The sequence below is a fragment of the Sphingomonas sp. Leaf22 genome (assembly GCF_001421715.1).
Lineage (GTDB): Bacteria > Pseudomonadota > Alphaproteobacteria > Sphingomonadales > Sphingomonadaceae > Sphingomonas.
In genome coordinates, this window is record NZ_LMKP01000041.1 from 167,496 (window position 1) to 186,599 (window position 19,104).

Below are 19,104 nucleotides of genomic sequence, written 5' to 3' on the forward strand. Positions count from 1 at the left end.
AGCCGATAGCGTGTCTGGCGGTCCGCGCAACCTTGAAGCGGCGGCGGCCCGTCTCTAAAGCAGCCTCCTTTCATTCCTCGCGATCGGTTGGACGGATGCTCGGTTTCTTCAGGCGCATGACCAAGTCGAAGGTCGGCATCTTCATCGGCCTGCTACTGCTGGTGACGATCGCCATCGGGTTTGCGATGGCGGATCTCCAGAGCCTGCGCCCCGCATCGATGGGCGGTGGCGGCGCGGCGGTGGCGAAGGTCGGCGATCAGGAGATCGGCGACGTCGCACTGCGCGAGCGGATCCAGAACGACGTTCAGAATGCCGCGCAGCGTCAGCCGGGGCTGACCGCCGCGCAATATATCGCGGCGGGCGGGTTCGAAGGATCGCTGGAGCGGGCGATTTCGGATTCGGCGCTGATGCAGTTCGCGAAGGATCACGGGCTGGCCGTCAGCGACCGCTATATCGACGGACAGATCGCCAGCCTGCCCGCGTTCCAGGGGCTGGACGGGAAATTCAGCCAGCAGGCGTTCGATCAGGCGCTGGCCCGCGCCCGGATCACCCCGCAACAGTTGCGCGACGATTTCCGCCGGACGGTGCTGACCCGGCTGATGCTCGCCCGCACGGTCGAGAACAGCTTCATGCCGCAGCAGCTGGCGCTGCCCTATGCCTCGCTGTCGAAGGAAGCGCGCACCGGACAGGTCGCGATCGTGCCGACCGCGGCGCTGCCCGCCCCGGCCGCGCCGACCGATCAGCAGTTGCAGGCCTATTACACCGCCAATCGCGGTCGCTACACGATCCCGGAACGCCGGGTGCTCCGCTATGCGATCATCAGCCCGGCGAGCGTAGCGGCACAATCCGCGCCGACCGATGCCGAGGTGCAGACCGCGTATCGCACCAACGCCGCACGGTTCGCACCGTCGCAGACCCGCACGATATCGCAGGTGGTCGTCGCCGATCAGGCGGCGGCGAACCGCGTCGCGCAGGCGGTTCGCAACGGCCAGAGCGTTTCGGCCGCCGCCGCGCCGCTCGGGCTGGAAGCGACCACGCTGACCGGCCAGACCCAGGGTCAGTTCGCCGCGCGGACCTCGGCCGAAATCGCCGCCGCCGCCTTCGCCGCGCAACAGGGTGCGGTGGTCGGCCCGGTACGCTCGCCGCTCGGCTTCGTGGTGCTGAAGGTCGATACGATCACCCAGGTGCCCGGCAAGACGATCGAGCAGGCCCGCCCCGAACTCATCGCCGAACTCACGAAGACCAAGAGCGCGACGGCGCTGGGCGCGGTGCAGGAAAAGATCGACGGCGGCATCACCGATGGCGCGACTTTCGACGAGATCGTCGCCGATGCCAAGCTGACTGCGCAAGCGACCGCGCCGATCACCGCGCAGGGTATCGACCCGATGAAGCCCGGCCAGCCCGACCCGGCGCTGGCCCCGATCATCGAAGCCGGCTTCGCGGCCGAGGCCGGTGACGCGCCGCAGATCGTGCAGACCCAAGCCGACGGCACCTTCGCGCTGGTCGCGACCGGCGACGTGACCCGTGCCGCGCCGCGTCCGCTGGCGGACATTCGCGCGCAGGTCGTCGGCCAGTATCTGAAGGATCAGGCGATGAAGGCGGCGCGGATGATCGCGCAGCAGATCCTGACCAAGGTGAATGGCGGCATGCCGCTGAACACCGCCGTGGCGCAGTCGGGGGCTCGCCTGCCCGCACCGCGTCCCGTGACCGCGTCCCGCCTGCAATTGTCGCAGTTGGGGGCACAGGTGCCGCCAGCCCTGTCGCTGATGTTCTCGATGGCACCGAAAAAGGCCCGACTGACCGCCGCGCCCGATGGCGAGGGATGGATCATCGTCTATCTCGATTCGATCGCGCGCGGCGATGCGAGCGGCGACAAGGCGGCGATCACCGGCGTCGGTCGTGAACTGGGGCGGATCAGCGGCAATGAATATGCCGAACAATTCGTCGAGGCGGTGCGCAGGCAGGTCGGCGTGACCAAGAATGCTGCCGCGATCGGCCGCCTGCGGAACGAACTGGCCGGAACGGCCACCCCCGCTGCGCAATGAACGCGGTTTCTGGGGTAGCGGCGGCGCAGGTCGCGCTGACCGCCGGCCGGCCGGCGCTGGTGTGGACGACCCGCGTCGCCGATACCGAAACGCCGGTCGCCGCCGCGCTGAAACTGATCCAGCCGGGGCGCGGCGACTTCCTGCTCGAATCGGTCGAGGGCGGATCGGTGCGGGGCCGGTACAGCCTGCTCGGCCTTGCCCCCGATCTGGTGTTCCGCGCGCAGGGGCATGACGCAGCGATCAATCCGCACTGGCTGAGCGACCGCGATGCGTTCGCGCCCTGCGCCGAGCCGACCCTGACAGCATTGCGCACGCTGGTCGGGGAGTGCCGGATGGAGGTGCCGGCCGCGCTGCCACCGGCCCTGGCCTGTCTGGTCGGCTATTTCGGATATGAGACGGTCGGGCTGGTCGAGCAGTTGCCGCAAGCCGCCGAGGATGCGCTGGGCCTGCCCGACATGATGTTCGTGCGGCCGACGGTGCTGCTGGTGTTCGACCGCCTGTCCGATACGCTGTTCGTCGTCGCGCCCGTCTGGCCGGGGGCGTCGGTCGAGCGCGCGGTCGAGCGGATCGAGGAGACTGGCGCCGCGCTCGACGCCGCCGCCCTGCCCGCGCCCGCGCGACTGGCCGAAGCGCCGGAAATGGCGCTGACGCCGACCCTGCCCGCGGGTCGCTATGGCGAGATGGTCGCGGCGGCGAAGGAATATATCGCGGCGGGCGATATCTTTCAGGTCGTGCTGGCGCAACGCTTCACCAGCCCGTTTCCGCTCGAGCCGTTCGAATTGTATCGGGCGCTCCGGCGGATCAACCCGTCGCCGTTCCTCTACCATCTCGACCTGCCGGGCTTCGCGCTGACCGGATCGAGCCCCGAAATCCTCGTCCGGCTGCGCGATGGCGAGGTTACGATCCGGCCGATCGCCGGCACGCGACCGCGCGGTGCGACGGCGGCGGAGGACGAAGCGAACCGGACCAGCCTGCTCGCCGATCCCAAGGAGCGGGCCGAACATCTGATGCTGCTCGACCTTGGCCGCAACGATGTCGGGCGGGTCGCATCGACCGGCAGCGTGCGGGTTACCGACAGCTATACCGTCGAATTCTACAGCCATGTCATGCACATCGTGTCGAACGTCGTGGGCAAGCTGCGCCACGACGCCGATGCGCTCGACGCGCTGTTCGCGGGCTTCCCGGCCGGCACGGTATCGGGCGCGCCCAAGGTGCGGGCGTGCCAGATCATCGCCGAGCTGGAACGTGAACGTCGCGGTGCCTATGCCGGCGGGGTCGGTTATTTCAGTCCCGACGGATCGATGGATTCGTGCATCGTGCTGCGGACCGCCGTGGTCAAGGACGGGGTCATGCACGTTCAGTCGGGCGCGGGCATCGTCGCCGACAGCGTGCCCGAATATGAACAGCGCGAGTGCGAGGCAAAGGCCGGCGCGCTGCTGGCGGCGGCGCGCGAGGCGGTGGCACAGGCCGCGAAGGCACGTTTCGGACAATAGGCACGAAACGGGCGGAGTTTGCGCTACGTTAAGGTTGCGCGACGTAGTCGTGCGACCGCAGGCGTCGTACAAGCCATTGGTATCGATCGATTCCCTGCACGAAATGTGATTCGGCGTATGCGCGGAAGTCGACACCGACGCGCGGTCAGCGAGGGAAGCCATGGGTACGATCCGCCGTGCGACGTTGCAGGATATCGATCGCATCGTCCCGTTGTTCGATGCGTATCGGCAGTTTTACGAGCAGGACAGCGACCCCGACGGCGCGCGTGCTTTCCTGATCGAACGGATCGAACGGGCGCAGTCGGTCCTTCTGCTTGCCGACGACGATGCCGGCTTCGCGCAACTATATCCGAGTTTCTCGTCGGTGCGGCTGCGGCCGACCATGATCCTGAACGACCTGTTCGTGCGGCCCGAGCTGCGCAGCCACGGGGTCGGCGCGGCGCTGCTGCATGCGGCATGTGACGTCGCGCGCGACTCCGGCGCGGCGCGGATGTCGCTGGCGACTGCGGTCGATAACAGCGCAGCACACGCGCTGTATGTGCGCGCCGGATGGACGCGCGACGCGCAGTTCCATACCTACGCGATCGCGACCGGCTGAGCGTCCGGTCGACAGAGCGGAGGCCGGGTCTGTCGGACACCCGCCTCGATGTTGCTCCCGCCGCGGCCCGTTACCGCCGCAAAGCGATCCAGCCGAGCCACAGCCAGCCGACGATCATCGCCAGCCCGCCCAGCGGCGTGATCGGTCCCAGCACCCCACGCGGTCCGCCCAGCGCCATCGCGTAGAGCGAACCACCGAACAGCAGCCCGCCCGCAACGAACAGCCAGCCCGGCCCGCGCGCGCCGAGGTTCAGCGCGACCAGTGCGGCGATGGCATGGGCGAGTTGATACTGGCCACCGGTCTTGAACCAGTCGACCGCCGGTCCCGACGCACCATGGGCACCGAACGCGCCGGCGGCGACCGCCATCGCACCCGACAGGGCGGCGGCAAGGAGGAGAAGGTTCATGGGCGGCTCCGGCGATGATCGTTGGCTTGTTTCGGTCGAGTGTAGCGGAAAAGCCATCGGGGGGCGGGCGTAGTTCCCTCGATCGGACAATTGCTCGCAACGCGCCGATCCGTGCGCGGGCGGCACCCCGGAACCGGTGGCGTGCGACGAAGCAGTTCACCGAATCTTCGCCGCCGCAACGGCTCCGGCTTGCTGTTACGGTGAAAGGGTCGGCGCGCGGCCGAACGCGCCCTTACCCGCGCACGATCCGCAGATAGGCATCCAGCACCGCCTGATTGGCGCGGCCCCATTCATATTCCTTGGCGTCCTCATGGCCCGCCAGTCCCATGCGCCAGCGCATATTGGCATCCTCGCACAGCCGGGCGATGGCATCGGCATAGGCCGGCACGTCGCGCGGCGGCACGAGAAAGCCGGTGCGCCGGTCGTCGACCAGCCCGACCGCACCCGACGCACGCGCGGCAACGACGGGGACCCCCGCCGCCATCGCCTCCAGCGTGACGTTGCCGAACGTCTCGGTGATCGACGGGTTGAAGAACACGTCCATCGACGCGACCGCCCGGCCGAGATCGTCGCCTGCCTGAAACCCCGCGAAGACCGCATGCGGCACGCGTTCGGCGAACCAGTCGCGTGCCGGCCCTTCGCCGATCACGAGGATGCGGTGCTTGACGCCGCGCCGCTGCAATTCGGTGGCGACGTCCGAGAAGACGTCGAGCCCCTTTTCCAGAACCAGCCGCCCGAGAAAGCTGACCGCGACCTCGTCGTCGCCGATGCCGATCGACCGCCGCCAGTCGAAATCGCGCATCGCCGGGTTGAAACGGTGATGATCCACCCCGCGCGACCAGATGCCGACCGGGCTGGTCACGCCCCATTCGTGCAGCAGTTCGGCCATGCCCCGACCGGGCACCATCACCTGATCGGCACGGTCGTAGAAGCGTTTCGACACGCCGCGCGCAACGGGTTCGAGGAAACCGATGCCGTAATATTGCGGGTAGGTTTCGAAGCGGGTGTGAAGCGACGCGAGCGTCGCGACCCCTTGTTTCCGGGACCAGCTGAGCGCGCGGTGACCAAGAATGTCGGGGGCGGAAACATGGACGATATTCGGCCGGAACCCTTCGAGGTCGGCGCGGGTCTTCATCGTCAGCCCACGCGCCAGCTTATATTCGCCGCGTCCGCCGGGCATGCCATAGGCCGGCACGCTGACCAGATCGCCGGTCGGCGGAAATGCCGGATTGGCGACGGTCGGCGAATAGACGCGAAGCGTGACGTCGCGGTCGAGCAGATGCCGGGCGAGCCGGTTGAGCGCCTGGTTCGCGCCGTCGCGGACATAATTATAGTTTCCGCTGAACATCGCCACGCGGAGTTGGGAAGCCTTCATCCGTGGCCCATAGCGCGCACGCGCGCATCACGCCACCGGAACGCATTGCGGCTGCGGACGGTTGACCGTGCCGACGACAGGAGTGGGCAGATGAGCGACAGCTACAAGACGGGTGCCAAGGTATCATGGTCGTGGGGCAACGGCACCGCCGAGGGCAAGGTCGAGGAACGGTTCGAACGGCGGGTGCAACGGACGATCAAGGGCACGAAGATCACGAAGAACGGGACGAAGGAAAACCCCGCCTATCTGATCGAGCAGGAAGACGGGGCCAAGGTGCTCAAACGCGGCAGCGAACTGGATTGAATGTTCCCCCCGGCGGGCGCGATGCGCGGCGTTCGCCCTGCCGGTGACGGGGATGATCGTTGCGATATTCCCCTTTCGTTCCGCTTCTGTTAGGGCGCTGTCATGGCAAAACCCCAGAAGCGCTATGTCTGTCAGCAATGCGGATCGGTCTCGTCCAAATGGGCGGGGCAATGTGCCGATTGCGGCGATTGGAACACGCTGGTCGAGGATGCCGGGGCGGTCGTCACTCCGTTTTCGGCGCGGCATAACCTGCAAAGCGGCGGCCGACCGATCCTGTTATCCGGCCTCGATACCGACATCGCGCTACCCGATCGGCTGACGACCGGGATCGCCGAACTCGATCGCGCGTTGGGCGGCGGCTTCGTCGAGGGGTCGGCGACGTTGATCGGCGGCGATCCCGGCATCGGCAAGTCGACCCTGTTGTTGCAGGCCGCGGCAAAGCTGGCGCTGGCGGGCAAGGGCGTCGCCTATGTCTCGGGCGAGGAAGCGGCCGATCAGGTGCGGTTGCGGGCGCGCCGCCTCGGCCTTGGCAACGCGCCGGTGCAACTGGCGGCGGCGACGTCGGTCCGCGATATCCTGACGACGTTCGGCGGGGCGGCGGCACCCGATCTGCTCATCATCGATTCGATCCAGACGATGCACAGCGACCTGATCGAAGGCGCGCCGGGCACCGTCAGCCAGGTGCGGGCATCGTCGGGCGAACTGATCCGGTTCGCCAAGGAACGCGGCACGGCGGTGGTGCTGGTCGGCCATGTGACCAAGGACGGATCGATCGCCGGCCCGCGCGTGCTCGAACATATGGTCGACACGGTGCTGGCGTTCGAAGGCGAACGCAGCCACCAGTATCGCATCCTGCGCGCGGTCAAGAACCGCTTCGGCGGTACCGACGAAATCGGCGTCTTCGCGATGGAAAGCGAAGGATTGTCCGAAATCTCGAACCCTTCGTCGCTGTTCCTGACCAGCCGTGACGAGAATGTCACCGGCACGGTGGTGTTCCCGGCGCTGGAGGGCACGCGGCCGGTACTGGTCGAGGTGCAGGCGCTGACCGTCCGACTGGCGTCCGGGGCCACGCCGCGCCGCGCGGTGGTCGGTTGGGATTCGGGTCGGCTGGCGATGATCCTCGCCGTGCTGGAGGCGCGGTGCGGCTTGGCGTTCGCGACCGCCGAAGTCTATCTGAACATCGCCGGCGGGTATCGGGTGACCGATCCCGCGGCTGATCTGGCGGTGGCGGCGGCGCTGGTCTCGGCCCTGTCCGAACGACCGGTGCCATCGGATGCGATCGTGTTCGGCGAAATCGCGCTGTCGGGCGAGGTACGGCCGGTGGCGCATGGCGCGCTGCGGTTGAAGGAGGCCGGAAAGCTCGGTTTCGGCCGGGCGCTGGTGCCGTCCTCGCAAAGCGCCGAAGGCGGCGCGGTGAAGCTGTCGGGCTTCAAGGATCTGCCGCGTTTCGTGGATCACATGCTGGGACGATAAACGGGCTTTCGCGCGGACGACGCACGCAGGCGTAGTTTGACCCGACCCCAATGAAAACGGCCCGGACAGTCGCCTGTCCGGGCCGAATTGTGCAACGCGTACGATGCGATCAGTTGTTGCCGACGACCGGGGTCGAGGCGACGATGCGCGGCTGATCGACGAACAGCGTCCAGAAGGTCGCGATTTCGCCGCGTGGGCCGGCGGTCACCTTGGCGAACGACGCCTTGGCTTCGGCGGCATTGCCCGAACGGGCCTGCGCGATGCCGATGCGGGTGTTCACTTCGTCGGCATCGACCCCGCCCTTTTGCAGCGCCAGCTGATACAGCTCGATCGCCTTGGCGTTGTTGCCGGTCGCCAGATAGACGTTGCCGGCCGCAGCCGCCGCGCGGCCATTGGCACCCGCCTTGGCACGGGTTTCGAGCACGGTGACCGAACCGTCGGCCTTGATCTGGGTCTGGGCGGTCGTCTTGATGCCGTTGAACACCGCTGCCGATGCCGGAATCTTGCCCAACGCGCGACCTTCGTCGATCAGCGCGACGGTTTCATAGGGCAGGCCGATGTCCTGCGTAACCTGCGTATATTCGCGATAGTCGTTCTGGTCGGCCAGCGACTTGGTATCGCGCATCAGGCGAAGCACGTCGACACGCGCCTGATTGCCGAGCGTCGCACCGTTATTGTCGGCGCGGTCGCGGAACAGGATCAGCACCTTGCGCCAATTCGCCTGCGTCGGATATTCGGTCAGCTGACGACGCGCCCACTGGCCGGCCTCGGCCGAACGCTTCGACTTGTACAGCTGCGAGATCATATAGTCGTACCACTGCGACGGCACCGGCTGACCGGCGGCCTTCTTCGCGGCGATGACCTTTTCCATGTTCTGGACGCCGGCATCGATATTGCCGCCCTGAATCTCGATCTGGGCAAGGCGCAGGTCGAGATCGGGGTCCTTGTAGCCGGCCTGCTGCGCGCGCTGGAAGAACTGCTTGGCAGCGTCACCCTGCTTGGCGTCGAGCGCGAGGACGCCGCGGTTATAATACAGGCCACCGCGCTCTTCGGGCTTCAGCTTGGGGCTGGCGAGCAGTTCGTCGATAGCCGCGGCGAGGGCCGGGCGGTCGTTCTTCGCCTGTGCGGCCTGCACCTTGATCTGCGCCAGGAAATAGGCCTCGTCCTGATTGCCGGCGGTCGCTGCGGCCTGTGCGGCGGCGATCTGGGTATCGGCGGTCGCGAAGTCCTTCGCCTTGATCGCGGCGTCGGCGGCGAGCGCGGCGGTGCGGAACGCTTCGCTGACCTGGATCTGCGGCGCGGCGGCGGCCGCCTCGTCCTTCTTGCGCTTCTGCGCGTCGGCCGGCGGGGCGACGACCAGGGTTGCACCCAGGCCGAGCATGGCGGCGAGGGCAGCCTTGGAAACGAACGTCATGCCGTGATCTCTCCCGAAAACTGGTACCGGAACAACGCCCGGCAGGCGCCGCCCCTGTATGTCCTATGACGCATCCGCACAAGCGGGCGCGCGCGTCGTCCGATGCCGGACACCGCGTGAACGCGCGTTGAACGGTTCGGCTCCCTTCCGCCCTTTGACGGCGGCTTTGCAGGCGGATAGGCGGCGGCGATGATCGCGATCCTTTCCCCCGCCAAGACGCTCGATTACGACAGTCCCCTGCCCGCCTTGCCGCAGCACAGCATGCCGCGCCTGCCTGATCAGACCGGACAGATCGCGCGCGGCGCGGCGCGGCTGGGGGCCGCGAAGCTGGCGAAGCTGATGAAGATTTCGCCGAAACTGGCCGAACTGAACGCCGGCCGCTATCGCGCCTTCGCCGATGCGCCCGAACGGCCGGCGATGCTGGCCTTTGCCGGCGACGTCTATACCGGCTTCGATGCGAAGTCGCTGGAGGAACCGGGCTTTGCGTTCGCGCAGGATCATGTGCGGATCCTGTCGGGGTTGTACGGGCTGTTGCGGCCGCTCGACGCCATTCGGCCGTATCGGCTGGAAATGGGCACCCGCTGGGCGCCGGGACGGTCGAGCGATCTCTACGGATTCTGGGGCACGCGGATCGCGGCGCTGCTGGCCGACGACGTCGCGGCAAGCGGCGATGCGGTGGTGCTGAACCTCGCCAGCCAGGAATATTGGCATGCGGTCGCAGGCAAGCTGCCCGACGGGATTCGCGTGATCGACGTCGACTTCCGCGAGGAAGGTCCGGACGGACCACGATTCGTCAGCTTCCATGCCAAAAAGGCGCGGGGAATGATGGCGCGGTGGATGTGCGAACACCGCGTGACCGACGTCGATGCGATGCAGGGATTCGACAGCGACGGCTATCGCTTTGTGGGTGCCGAGGGCAATCGCTGGACCTTCGTGCGCGGTTAGGTGAATAGCGACAGGATCGCGAGGACGACCGACGATCCGGCGAGCGGGCCGATGAACATTACCAGCAGGAAAACGGCGATCGTGCCGATCATCACCCGTTCCTGCGGCGGGCTGAGCCGTGCGGGGGGGCGGGGCGGTTCGTAACCGTCGGGCGGTGGTGGCCATGCGTTGGAGTCGTAGAACATCGCCCCTCCCCCTCAACGGCGCGCCGCGACGACGATCGCGGCACTCGACAACAGGATCGCCGAAACCAGCGCCCCGATCGACAACAGACCGATCGGCGTGACCGACACTTCCACCTTCAACCGCAGCTTGCGGCCGGCGCGCAGCGTCAGAGCGGCGTGATTCGGATCGGTCATCCGCCTCACAACGCCGAAGTCGCGATTGTTATCCCGGGGCATGGCGAGCGTTGGGGAGAAACCGGGTGTCCTTCCCGCGCATTCGGGGAAGACGTGCGGCAGCTGCGCCTGCCGGTCCCGGCCGGTGCGGGGACGACGTCACGAACGGAAAGGCGCCCCCGCTACGTGGCGGGGGCGCTCCCTCTCCTACCGCTTACGCCAGTTCGCGTGCCTTCGGTGCGGCATCGCGGACGCCGGCGTCGACCGCGTCGGCGAATTGCGCGAAATTGTGGTTGAACAGATCGACCAGCTTGGCAGCCGTGCGGTCATAGGCATCGCCATCCGCCCAGGTCGAGCGCGGGTCGAGGATCGCGGCGTCGACGCCCGGCACCGAAACCGGCACGTCGAACCCGAAATTCGGATCGGTGCGGAACTCGCCATCGGCCAGCGACCCGTCGAGCGCGGCGTTGAGCAGCGCACGCGTCGCCTTGATCGGCATGCGGCGGCCTTCGCCATATTGGCCGCCGGTCCAGCCGGTGTTGACCAGCCAGCACGCGACATTGCCCTTGGCGATGCGCTCCTTCAGCAGATTGCCATAGACCGACGGGTGGCGCGGCATGAACGGCGCCCCGAAGCAGGTAGAGAAGACCGGTTCCGGCTCGGTCACGCCGATTTCGGTGCCGGCGACCTTCGACGTATAGCCCGACAGGAAGTGATACATCGCCTGATCGGGGGTCAGTCGTGCGATCGGCGGCAGGATGCCGAAGGCGTCGGCGGTCAGCATCACCACGTTGCGCGGCGTCGGCCCCATATTGTCGGCCGACGCATTGGGAATGCAGTCGATCGGATAGGCCGCGCGCGAGTTTTCGGCGATGCTCGGATCGTCGAGGTCGAGCGTGCGGGTGTCGGCGTCCATGACCACGTTTTCGAGCACGGTGCCGAACCGCTTGGTCGTCGCGAAGATTTCCGGTTCGGCATCGGCCGACAGGCGGATCATCTTGGCATAGCAGCCGCCTTCGAAATTGAAGACCGCCGTGTCCGACCAGCCATGTTCGTCGTCGCCGATCAGCGTGCGGCTGGCATCGGCCGACAAGGTCGTCTTGCCGGTGCCCGACAGGCCGAAGAACACCGCGGTGTCGCCGTTCGGGCCGATATTGGCCGAACAGTGCATCGGCATCGTGCCGGTTTCGGGCAGCAGGAAGTTGAGCAGGCCGAACACCGACTTCTTCATCTCGCCGGCATATTGCGTGCCGCCGATCAGGATCAGCTTTTCGGTCATGCTGACCGCGATCACCGTCTCGCTGCGGCAACCGTGCCGTTCGGGATCGGCGCGGAAGGTCGGCAGGTCGATGATCGTGAAGTCGGGCACGAACCCGGCAAGGTCGGCGACGTCGGGACGCACCAGCATCGTGCGGATAAACAGGTTATGCCACGCCAGCGTGTTGATGACGCGAACCTTCACCCGGTGTTCGGGCTGCGATCCGCCGTACAGGTCCTGCACGAACAGCGTCGGTTCGGTGGTCAACTGTTCGAGGAAGTCCGCCTTCAGTGCCGCGAAATGTTCGGGCTGCATCGCACGGTTGGTCTTGCCCCACCACACCGTTTCCTCGGTGATGGCGTCGCGGACCATGAACTTGTCCTGCGGGCTGCGGCCGGTATGCCGACCGGTGGTGACGACCAGCGGGCCGTCCTTGGCCAGCCGCCCCTCGCCACGGGCCACCGCCTGTTCGACGAGCTGCGGCGTCTGCAGGTTCCAGTGCACATCGGCCCCGGTCTCGATTTCCATCGCAGCCAGTCCGTATTCCGGCGTCACGATCGCCATGCTGCCATTCTCCCTGTCGAATCACCGGCGGCGAACGCCCTGTACGTCGCCTCGCTATGTGTTCGCTATGCTTCCCCTATGCTTGCCGACGCCGCGCGTCAAACGCGTTAAACATCATTTTCGACGGTGCGTTGATTACCGGCGATCAAATCGGGACGCCCGCTGTTCTTTCCCAATTATATGACGATTTGAAAGCGCCGGGGGCATTGAGCCGAACGCCCCTTTCCCGTAACCCTGCCGATGATGCAGACGGACCCGAGGCAATGACCGCGACGATCGCCCTGGTCGATGACGACCGCAACATCCTGACCTCCGTTTCGATCGCGTTGCAGACCGAGGGATTCGTCACGCGCGTCTATTCGGATGGCGAGGTGGCGTTGAAGGCGTTCGCCGAGAACCCGCCCGACCTCGCGGTGCTCGACATCAAGATGCCGCGGATGGACGGCCTCGAACTGCTCCGCCGGTTGCGCGAGCGCAGCCGGTTGCCGGTCATCTTCCTGACCAGCAAGGACGACGAGCTGGACGAGGCGCTGGGCCTCGCCATGGGTGCCGACGATTACATCGCCAAGCCGTTTTCGCAGCGGCTGCTGATCGCGCGCATCCGTGCGATCCTGCGCCGTGCCGAACCGGCCCAGCCGGGCGAAGCCGGCAGCACCGAGGGCGCGCAACCGGTGCTTGAGCGCGGGCGGCTGGCGATGGACCCGGCGCGGCACAAGGTGACGTGGAACGGCGAGAACGTGACGTTGACCGTCACCGAATTCCTGATCCTCGAAACGCTCGCCAGCCGTCCGGGTATCGTCAAGACCCGCAACCAGTTGATGGACGCCGCCTATCAGGACGACATCTATGTCGACGACCGCACCATCGACAGCCACATCAAGCGGTTGCGCCGCAAGTTTCGGCAGGTGGACAAGGAATTCGACGCGATCGAGACGTTATATGGCGCAGGATACCGGTTCGCCGACGATTAGGACGGGGAGCACAGGCGCGCCGCGCCTGCCCAGCCACTCCGCCGCACCCCCGCGCAGGCGGGGGTCCAGAGCCAGGCGGAACAACGGTCGGCGGGTGGAACGCTGGACCCCCGCCTGCGCGGGGGTACGGCTGCGGCATGTAGGAATGCCGAATGCCCGACGCTGACCCCATCGACCGTCCGCCCAACGAAGGTGCCCTGTCGCTGCGCTGGTCGGGGCGGGTGTCGCTCACCCCGCGCATCCTGTTCGTCAACATCTTCGCGCTCGCGCTGCTGGCGGGCGGGTTCTTCTATCTCGACAGCTATCGTGCGCGCATCGTCGACGGCCGGGTGGCGCAGGCCGAACGCGAAGTGCGGCTGATCGCCGAGGCGCTGACATTGTTGTCGCCCGACGAGCGCACCGACGAAATGGTCAATTTCGCGCGCAAATCAGGGCTGCGGCTGCGCATTTACGACCGGCGGGGGCGGCTGGTCGCCGACAGCCGGCAACTGGGCGTGCGCAATTTCCAGCTGCGCGATCCCGACAAGGATGGCTGGCAGCAGGATGCGGCGCGCGCGCTCGACGCGGTGATCGATACCGTGGTCCGCAACGATCGCGACCCGCTCTACCGCGAACGCGCGCCGGGTCGCGGCCTGCGCTGGCCCGATGTGGTGACGGTCCGCACCACCGGCGGCACCGCCGCGACGGTGTGGCGCGCGCCCGACCGGACGCCGGTCGTCACCGCCGCCGCGCCCCTGCCCGAGGACCGGGTACTGATGGCGACGGTCAATGCCCGCGACATCACCCAGACGGTGCGGACCGAACGCGCGCGGCTGAGCATGGTTCTCGCGGTCGCGGTGCTGCTGTCGGTGCTGCTGTCGCTGTTCCTCGCGCGCACCATCGTCCGCCCGATGCGGATGCTGGCGCGCGCCGCGATCCGGGTGCGGCTGGGCCGCGACCGGGAGGTCGTGGTGCCGCGCCTGCCCAGCCGCCGCGACGAGATCGGCATGCTCGCCCGCTCGCTGTCCGACATGACCGCCGCGTTGCGCAGCCGGATCGATGCGACCGAAGCCTTTGCCGCCGACGTCACCCATGAGCTCAAGAATCCGCTCGCCTCGCTGCGGTCGGCGGTCGACGGGCTGGCGACGGTCAGGGATCCCGATCTGCGCGACCAGTTGCTGGCGATCGTGCAGGACGACGTCCACCGGCTCGACCGCCTCATCACCGATATCTCCGATGCCTCGCGGCTCGATGGGCAATTGGCGCGGGCGAAGTTCGAGGATGTCGATCTGGCGGCGCTGATCGCGGCGCTGGTCGCGTACCGTGTCGATCGCGGGATCGACCGCGACGTGACGCTCCACTTCGATCGTGGCGACGTCGGTCCGCTGGTCGTGCACGGCGAGGGTGCCCGGCTGGAACGGGTGTTCGCCAATCTGATCGACAACGCCATTTCCTTCTCCCCGCCCGGCGGCGCGGTGCGGATCGGCGGCGGAAACGACGGCGATCTGGTCGAGATCGAGATCGTCGACGACGGTCCCGGCGTGCCGCCCGAACAGCGCGAGGCGGTGTTCCGCCGGTTCCATTCGGTCCGCCCCGGCGGCGAGGCGTTCGGCCAGCATTCCGGCCTCGGCCTTGCCATCGCACGGACCATCGTCGAAGGGCATGGCGGTATGATCGCCGCCGAATCACGCCGGGACAGCCGCGACGGCGCGCGCTTCGTCGTACATCTGCCGATCGCCGGCGAATGACCGAACCGCCGATCCACGCCGGCTGCGTCGCGATCCGCGGCGTCGGCGTGCTGATCGCCGGCCCGTCGGGATCGGGCAAATCGGACCTCGCGCTCCGGCTGATCGAGCGCGGCGGGGTACTGGTCAGCGACGATTACACCCTGCTCCATGTCGAAGCCGGCACGCTCCACGCGACCGCGCCCGCCACCATCGCCGGCCGTATCGAGGTGCGTGGGCTGGGCATCGTCGATCGCCCGACCATCGCCAGCATCCCCGTCGCGCTGTTCGTCGAGGCCGGCACCCCCGATCGCCTGCCCGATCCCATGACGCGGACACTCGCCGGCATCGCCATCCCCGCCTACAGACTGGCGTTGCTCGAAGCCTCGGCACCCGCCAAGATCGACCTCATGCTCGACAGGATTCTCCGATGATGCGTCATGCCGATATCCTGCTCGTCACCGGCATGTCGGGTGCGGGCAAATCGACGGTGCTCAAGACGCTGGAGGACAGCGGCTGGGATATCGTCGACAATCTGCCGTTGCGCCTGCTCGGCAACCTGATCGCTGCCAGCCCCGCCGATGCCGAACGGCCGCTGGCGATCGGCATCGGCACCCGGACGCGGGGCTTCGACGCACAACAGATCGTCGACCGCATTCGCGACCGCCCCAATCTCGGCGTCAGCGTGTTGTTCCTCGACAGCAGCCAGGCCGAGCTGGAGCGCCGCTACAACGAAACGCGCCGCCGCCATCCCCTTGCCACCGATCGCACCGCCGCCGACGGGATCGAGTCCGAGCGCGCGGTGCTCGAACCGCTGCGCGCCTTTGCGAACCGGCTGCTCGACACCACCCATTTCTCGCGCAACGCGCTGGCGGAATGGGTGCGCGAGACGTTCGCCGCGCCGGGCAGCGCCGATCCGGTGTTGTCAGTATATTCGTTCGGCTTCGCGCGCGGTGCGCCACGCAACGCCGATATCGTGCTCGACATGCGCTTCCTGCGCAACCCGCACTGGGACCCGGTGCTGCGGCCCGGCACCGGCCTCGACGCCGATGTTGCCGCCTATGTGCAGGCCGATCCCGCCTATGACGCCGCCATCGCTTCGTTCGAAACGATGCTGGCGACGCTGCTGCCGCGCTACAAGGCGGAGGGCAAATCCTATGTCACCATCGCTTTCGGCTGTACCGGCGGGAGACACCGGTCGGTCCATGTCGCCGAACGCATGGGGGCATGGTTGCGCGAGCAGGGTTTTTCGCCCACGATAGAACATCGCGATCTCGGCACCGCGCCGCAGGACTCGCTGGAAGGCGCACGGCGCGCGCCATGACGGATGTAGGAACGACGACGAACATGATCGGGTTGGTTTTGGTGACGCATGGTCGTCTTGCCCAGGAGTTCGTCGTTGCGATGGAGCATGTCGTCGGCCCGCAGGAGCGGATCGAGACGGTGTGTATCGGTCCCGACGACGATATGGAGGAACGCCGCGCCGACATCGCGACCGCGATCGCCGCGGTCGATGCCGGGCAGGGCGTGATCGTGCTGACCGACCTGTTCGGTGGTACGCCCAGCAACCTTGCGATCTCGCTGATGGAAACCGGCCGGATCGAGGTGATCGCCGGCATCAACCTGCCGATGCTGATCCGGCTGGGTGGCGCGCGCAAGGCGATGAAGGTCGCCGAAGCGGTCGCCGCCGCGCGCGAAGCCGGCCGCAAATATATATCGGTCGCCAGCGAGGTTCTGGGGGAAGCAGCGGCATGACAACCTCGCGCACCGTGCAGATCACCAACCGTCGCGGCCTCCACGCCCGCGCCTCCGCCAAATTCGTGACGATGGCCGCCGCGCAACCGATCGAGGTCAGCGTCGAAAAGGACGGATCGAGCGTCACCGGCACCTCGATCATGGGCCTGATGATGCTGGGCGCCGCCAAGGGCGACCATATCACGATCAGCGCGAGCGGCGACGGTGCCGAGGCGGTGGTCGGACAACTCGCGCAACTGGTCGAGGATCGCTTCGGCGAGGATTGAGCCGCCGCTTTCCCTTCGTCGTTACCCCGGACTTGATCCGCGGCGACGACGTATTTGGGACCACCGTCCTGCTTCCCAAATTTTTAGGGGTGGTCCCACCCCAGCCCCGGCCATAGGTCCCGCCGCATGACAATGCCGGACCATCCGGGCCTCACCGCCCTGACCGACAAGGAAAAGCAGACGCTGCGCCTGATCGTGCGCGGCCATGATGCGAAATCGGTCGCGGTGACGCTCGGCCTGTCGGTCCACACCATCAACGAGCGGCTGCGCGACGCCCGGCGCAAGCTGGCGGTGTCGAGCAGTCGCGAGGCGGCGCGGATGCTGTTCGAGGCCGAGGGCGCGACCCCCGAAAATCTGGGGGACATGAGAAACGGGGACGACGCGAGCCGCCGCACCACCGATGTGGCTTCCACGCCGGACGACGGCGCGGGGCCGGCACGTCGCCTGCCCCGGTTTCTGATCGGAGCGATCGTCATGACCCTTGCCCTCGGCCTGCTGGCCTTCACCCTGTTGCCGACCACGATGCAGGCACCGCCACCTGCGACCACCGCCCCCGCGACCGCAGCACCCGATGCCGCGCGCGCCTTTCTCGAACTGGTCGATCAGGGGCGGTGGAGCGACAGCTATCGCCGGTTCGGCGTCGCGTTCCGCAAGCTCAACACCGAACAGGTCTGGACCGATGTGTCGAAAAAAGTGCGCGTGCCGCTCGGCGCGGTCGTGTCGCGGACGTTCATCGGGCAGGAGAACGTTCCCGCCCCGCCATCGGGTTATGAAATGCTCAAGTTCCGCACCCGCTTCGCCAATGGCGGCGAACTGGTCGAGACGGTGACGCTCGATCAGGAAGCGGCGGAGTGGAAGGTGGTCGGCATTACCGTCGGCTGATCCGTCTCCGGTGATCGGCCCGGAACCTGCGAAACGGCGTCGCCCCGGATTCGATCCGGGGCGGCGTCACCCTCACGCCCGCAGCCGCCGCTCGTCCTCCACCATATAATCCCGCGTCAGCGGCAATGCCCAGCGGTCGCGGGTCAGCTGCACCTGGTAGTTAACCATGCCGCCATGGCGGAACGCTGCCGCCGCGCCGGCGAGGTAGAAGGTCCACATGCGGTAGAACTTCTCGTCGTACAGCGCGACGATCTGATCCTTCGCCGCGACCGTGCGCGCATACCAGTGATCGATGGTCAGCGCATAATGGACCCGCAGCACCTCGATATCGCTCGCGATCAGCTTGGTGCCTTCATAGCCGCGCACGATCTCCGACAGCGCGGGGTTATAGCCGCCGGGGAAGACATATTTGGTCGTGAAGGTGTCGGTGACGCCCGGCACGCCCATCCGGCCGATGGTATGGACCAGCATGACGCCGTCATCGGTCAGCAATTCGCGGCATTTGCGGAAGAAGGTGCCATATTGCGGCGGGCCGACATGCTCGAACATGCCGACCGATACGATCCGGTCGAACCGGCCGGTGACGTCGCGATAATCGATCAGCTCGAACTTCACCTTGTCGGCGACGCCGGCAGCTTCGGCGCGACGGCGGGCGACCTTGATCTGCTCTTCGGACAGGGTCACGCCCAGTACTTCGGCCCCGGTCTTCTCGTGCAGATACAGCGCCATCCCGCCCCAGCCGCAGCCGATGTCGAGCACGCGCATCCCCGGCCGGATCGCCAGTTTCGCGGCGATATGCGCCTTCTTGTCGGCCTGCGCCTGTTCGAGGCCATTGTCGGCATCGGTGAAATAGGCACAGCTATATTGCAGGTCGGTGTCGAGGAAGAGCGCGTAGAGCCGGTCGGACAGGTCGTAATGGTGCGCGACGTTGCGTTTCGACCGGCGCGCCATGTTGACCCGGTCGATGCGGTGGCGGACGGCATCGAACAGACGGATCGGCAGCGATGGCCGCAACCCGCCGCCCCGGCCCCATGGCGTGTTGCCGGTCAGCAATTCGACCAGATCGCGAATATCGCCGCGATCGATGACCAGTTCGCCGTCCATGAACGCCTCCGCCGCACCCAATGCCGGATGGCGGACGATGCGGCCGGCGACGCCCGGCTTGGTGAAGCGGATCGCGACATCGGGAAAGGCCGGATCGGGTGTACCGAATTGGACGGTACGGCCATCGGCGTGGGTCAGGGAAAGCGTACCGCGACGAACCGTGCGGGCGAGAAACGTATCGATCAATGCCATGAACGGCCCGTTAGGGGCC

Annotated in this window: 20 protein-coding genes; 13 read left to right on the top strand and 7 right to left on the bottom strand. The window is 67.1% G+C overall.

Translation table 11 applies throughout. From position 1 onward, the window contains the following. The first annotated feature begins 95 nt into the window (after positions 1–95). From ASE70_RS14495 to ASE70_RS14505, 3 genes are all read left to right on the top strand, one after another. Entirely contained in the window at positions 96–2,045 is a 1,950-nt protein-coding gene (locus ASE70_RS14495) for a peptidylprolyl isomerase (RefSeq protein ID WP_056506203.1), read from the top strand. After that, entirely contained in the window at positions 2,042–3,538 is a 1,497-nt protein-coding gene (gene trpE, locus ASE70_RS14500; protein ID WP_056506205.1) for an anthranilate synthase component I, read from the top strand. The genes ASE70_RS14495 and trpE overlap by 4 nt, the downstream gene beginning before the upstream one ends. Positions 3,539–3,698: 160 nt before the next feature. Next, entirely contained in the window at positions 3,699–4,136 is a 438-nt protein-coding gene (locus tag ASE70_RS14505) for a GNAT family N-acetyltransferase (protein ID WP_056506208.1), read from the top strand. A gap of 70 nt (positions 4,137–4,206) precedes the next feature. Here ASE70_RS14505 and ASE70_RS14510 read toward each other — a convergent pair whose 3' ends face one another. Continuing rightward, positions 4,207–4,542, bottom strand: a complete 336-nt coding sequence (locus ASE70_RS14510) for a DUF423 domain-containing protein (protein WP_056506212.1) — start codon at positions 4,540–4,542, stop codon at positions 4,207–4,209. Between the two features lie 232 nt (positions 4,543–4,774). Continuing rightward, a complete protein-coding gene (locus tag ASE70_RS14515; protein ID WP_056506215.1) occupies positions 4,775–5,917 on the bottom strand; it encodes a glycosyltransferase family 4 protein in 1,143 nt (380 codons plus the stop codon). Between the two features lie 90 nt (positions 5,918–6,007). On the opposite strand from ASE70_RS14515, the gene ASE70_RS14520 reads away from it, so the two are divergent. Both ASE70_RS14520 and radA read left to right on the top strand, forming a co-directional pair. Then, the gene (locus ASE70_RS14520; protein ID WP_056000044.1) at positions 6,008–6,220 is read left to right on the top strand and encodes a DUF2945 domain-containing protein; all 213 of its coding nucleotides are present in this window, start codon (positions 6,008–6,010) and stop codon (positions 6,218–6,220) included. Positions 6,221–6,322: 102 nt separating this feature from the next. Then, the gene (gene radA / locus ASE70_RS14525; protein WP_056506218.1) at positions 6,323–7,693 is read left to right on the top strand and encodes a DNA repair protein RadA; all 1,371 of its coding nucleotides are present in this window, start codon (positions 6,323–6,325) and stop codon (positions 7,691–7,693) included. A 109-nt stretch (positions 7,694–7,802) separates the two neighbouring features. On the opposite strand, the gene ASE70_RS14530 is transcribed toward radA, so the two are convergent. Next, positions 7,803–9,107: a tetratricopeptide repeat protein gene (locus ASE70_RS14530; protein WP_056506221.1), complete on the bottom strand. Its 1,305-nt coding sequence runs from the start codon at positions 9,105–9,107 to the stop codon at positions 7,803–7,805. Between the two features lie 189 nt (positions 9,108–9,296). Here ASE70_RS14530 and yaaA point away from each other — a divergent pair, with 189 nt between their 5' ends. After that, complete coding sequence (gene yaaA, locus ASE70_RS14535) at positions 9,297–10,052, top strand: peroxide stress protein YaaA (RefSeq protein WP_056506224.1); 756 nt, start codon at positions 9,297–9,299, stop codon at positions 10,050–10,052. Here the strand turns inward: yaaA and ASE70_RS14540 are convergent. The 3 genes from ASE70_RS14540 to ASE70_RS14545 form a co-directional block, all read right to left on the bottom strand. Next, positions 10,049–10,237 carry a hypothetical protein gene (locus ASE70_RS14540; RefSeq protein ID WP_056401339.1) on the bottom strand — a complete coding sequence of 63 codons (189 nt, stop codon included), beginning with the start codon at positions 10,235–10,237 and terminating at the stop codon, positions 10,049–10,051. The genes yaaA and ASE70_RS14540 overlap by 4 nt on opposite strands. A gap of 12 nt (positions 10,238–10,249) precedes the next feature. Further along, on the bottom strand, positions 10,250–10,411 hold the full coding sequence (locus ASE70_RS19980; RefSeq protein ID WP_156347465.1) for a hypothetical protein: 162 nt from the start codon (positions 10,409–10,411) through the stop codon (positions 10,250–10,252). Positions 10,412–10,604: 193 nt separating this feature from the next. After that, positions 10,605–12,212, bottom strand: a complete 1,608-nt coding sequence (locus ASE70_RS14545) for a phosphoenolpyruvate carboxykinase (RefSeq protein WP_056506225.1) — start codon at positions 12,210–12,212, stop codon at positions 10,605–10,607. Positions 12,213–12,475: 263 nt separating this feature from the next. On the opposite strand from ASE70_RS14545, the gene ASE70_RS14550 reads away from it, so the two are divergent. The 7 genes from ASE70_RS14550 to ASE70_RS14580 all read left to right on the top strand — a co-directional run bounded on the left by ASE70_RS14550 (position 12,476) and on the right by ASE70_RS14580 (position 17,789). Further along, positions 12,476–13,183, top strand: a complete 708-nt coding sequence (locus tag ASE70_RS14550) for a response regulator transcription factor (protein ID WP_056506228.1) — start codon at positions 12,476–12,478, stop codon at positions 13,181–13,183. Between the two features lie 152 nt (positions 13,184–13,335). Continuing rightward, positions 13,336–14,910: a sensor histidine kinase gene (locus tag ASE70_RS14555; protein ID WP_056506231.1), complete on the top strand. Its 1,575-nt coding sequence runs from the start codon at positions 13,336–13,338 to the stop codon at positions 14,908–14,910. Further along, positions 14,907–15,320: an HPr kinase/phosphorylase gene (locus tag ASE70_RS14560; protein ID WP_056506234.1), complete on the top strand. Its 414-nt coding sequence runs from the start codon at positions 14,907–14,909 to the stop codon at positions 15,318–15,320. Before ASE70_RS14555 ends, ASE70_RS14560 begins: the two co-directional genes overlap by 4 nt. Then, positions 15,317–16,210 carry an RNase adapter RapZ gene (gene rapZ, locus ASE70_RS14565; protein WP_443024555.1) on the top strand — a complete coding sequence of 298 codons (894 nt, stop codon included), beginning with the start codon at positions 15,317–15,319 and terminating at the stop codon, positions 16,208–16,210. Before ASE70_RS14560 ends, rapZ begins: the two co-directional genes overlap by 4 nt. Positions 16,211–16,233: 23 nt before the next feature. After that, on the top strand, positions 16,234–16,641 hold the full coding sequence (locus ASE70_RS14570) for a PTS sugar transporter subunit IIA (protein ID WP_056000233.1): 408 nt from the start codon (positions 16,234–16,236) through the stop codon (positions 16,639–16,641). Beyond that, on the top strand, positions 16,638–16,907 hold the full coding sequence (locus tag ASE70_RS14575; RefSeq protein WP_056000078.1) for an HPr family phosphocarrier protein: 270 nt from the start codon (positions 16,638–16,640) through the stop codon (positions 16,905–16,907). Before ASE70_RS14570 ends, ASE70_RS14575 begins: the two co-directional genes overlap by 4 nt. A gap of 126 nt (positions 16,908–17,033) precedes the next feature. Continuing rightward, positions 17,034–17,789: a helix-turn-helix domain-containing protein gene (locus tag ASE70_RS14580; RefSeq protein WP_056506237.1), complete on the top strand. Its 756-nt coding sequence runs from the start codon at positions 17,034–17,036 to the stop codon at positions 17,787–17,789. A 72-nt stretch (positions 17,790–17,861) separates the two neighbouring features. On the opposite strand, the gene ASE70_RS14585 is transcribed toward ASE70_RS14580, so the two are convergent. Further along, positions 17,862–19,085, bottom strand: a complete 1,224-nt coding sequence (locus tag ASE70_RS14585; RefSeq protein ID WP_056506240.1) for an SAM-dependent methyltransferase — start codon at positions 19,083–19,085, stop codon at positions 17,862–17,864. Positions 19,086–19,104: the final 19 nt, after the last annotated feature.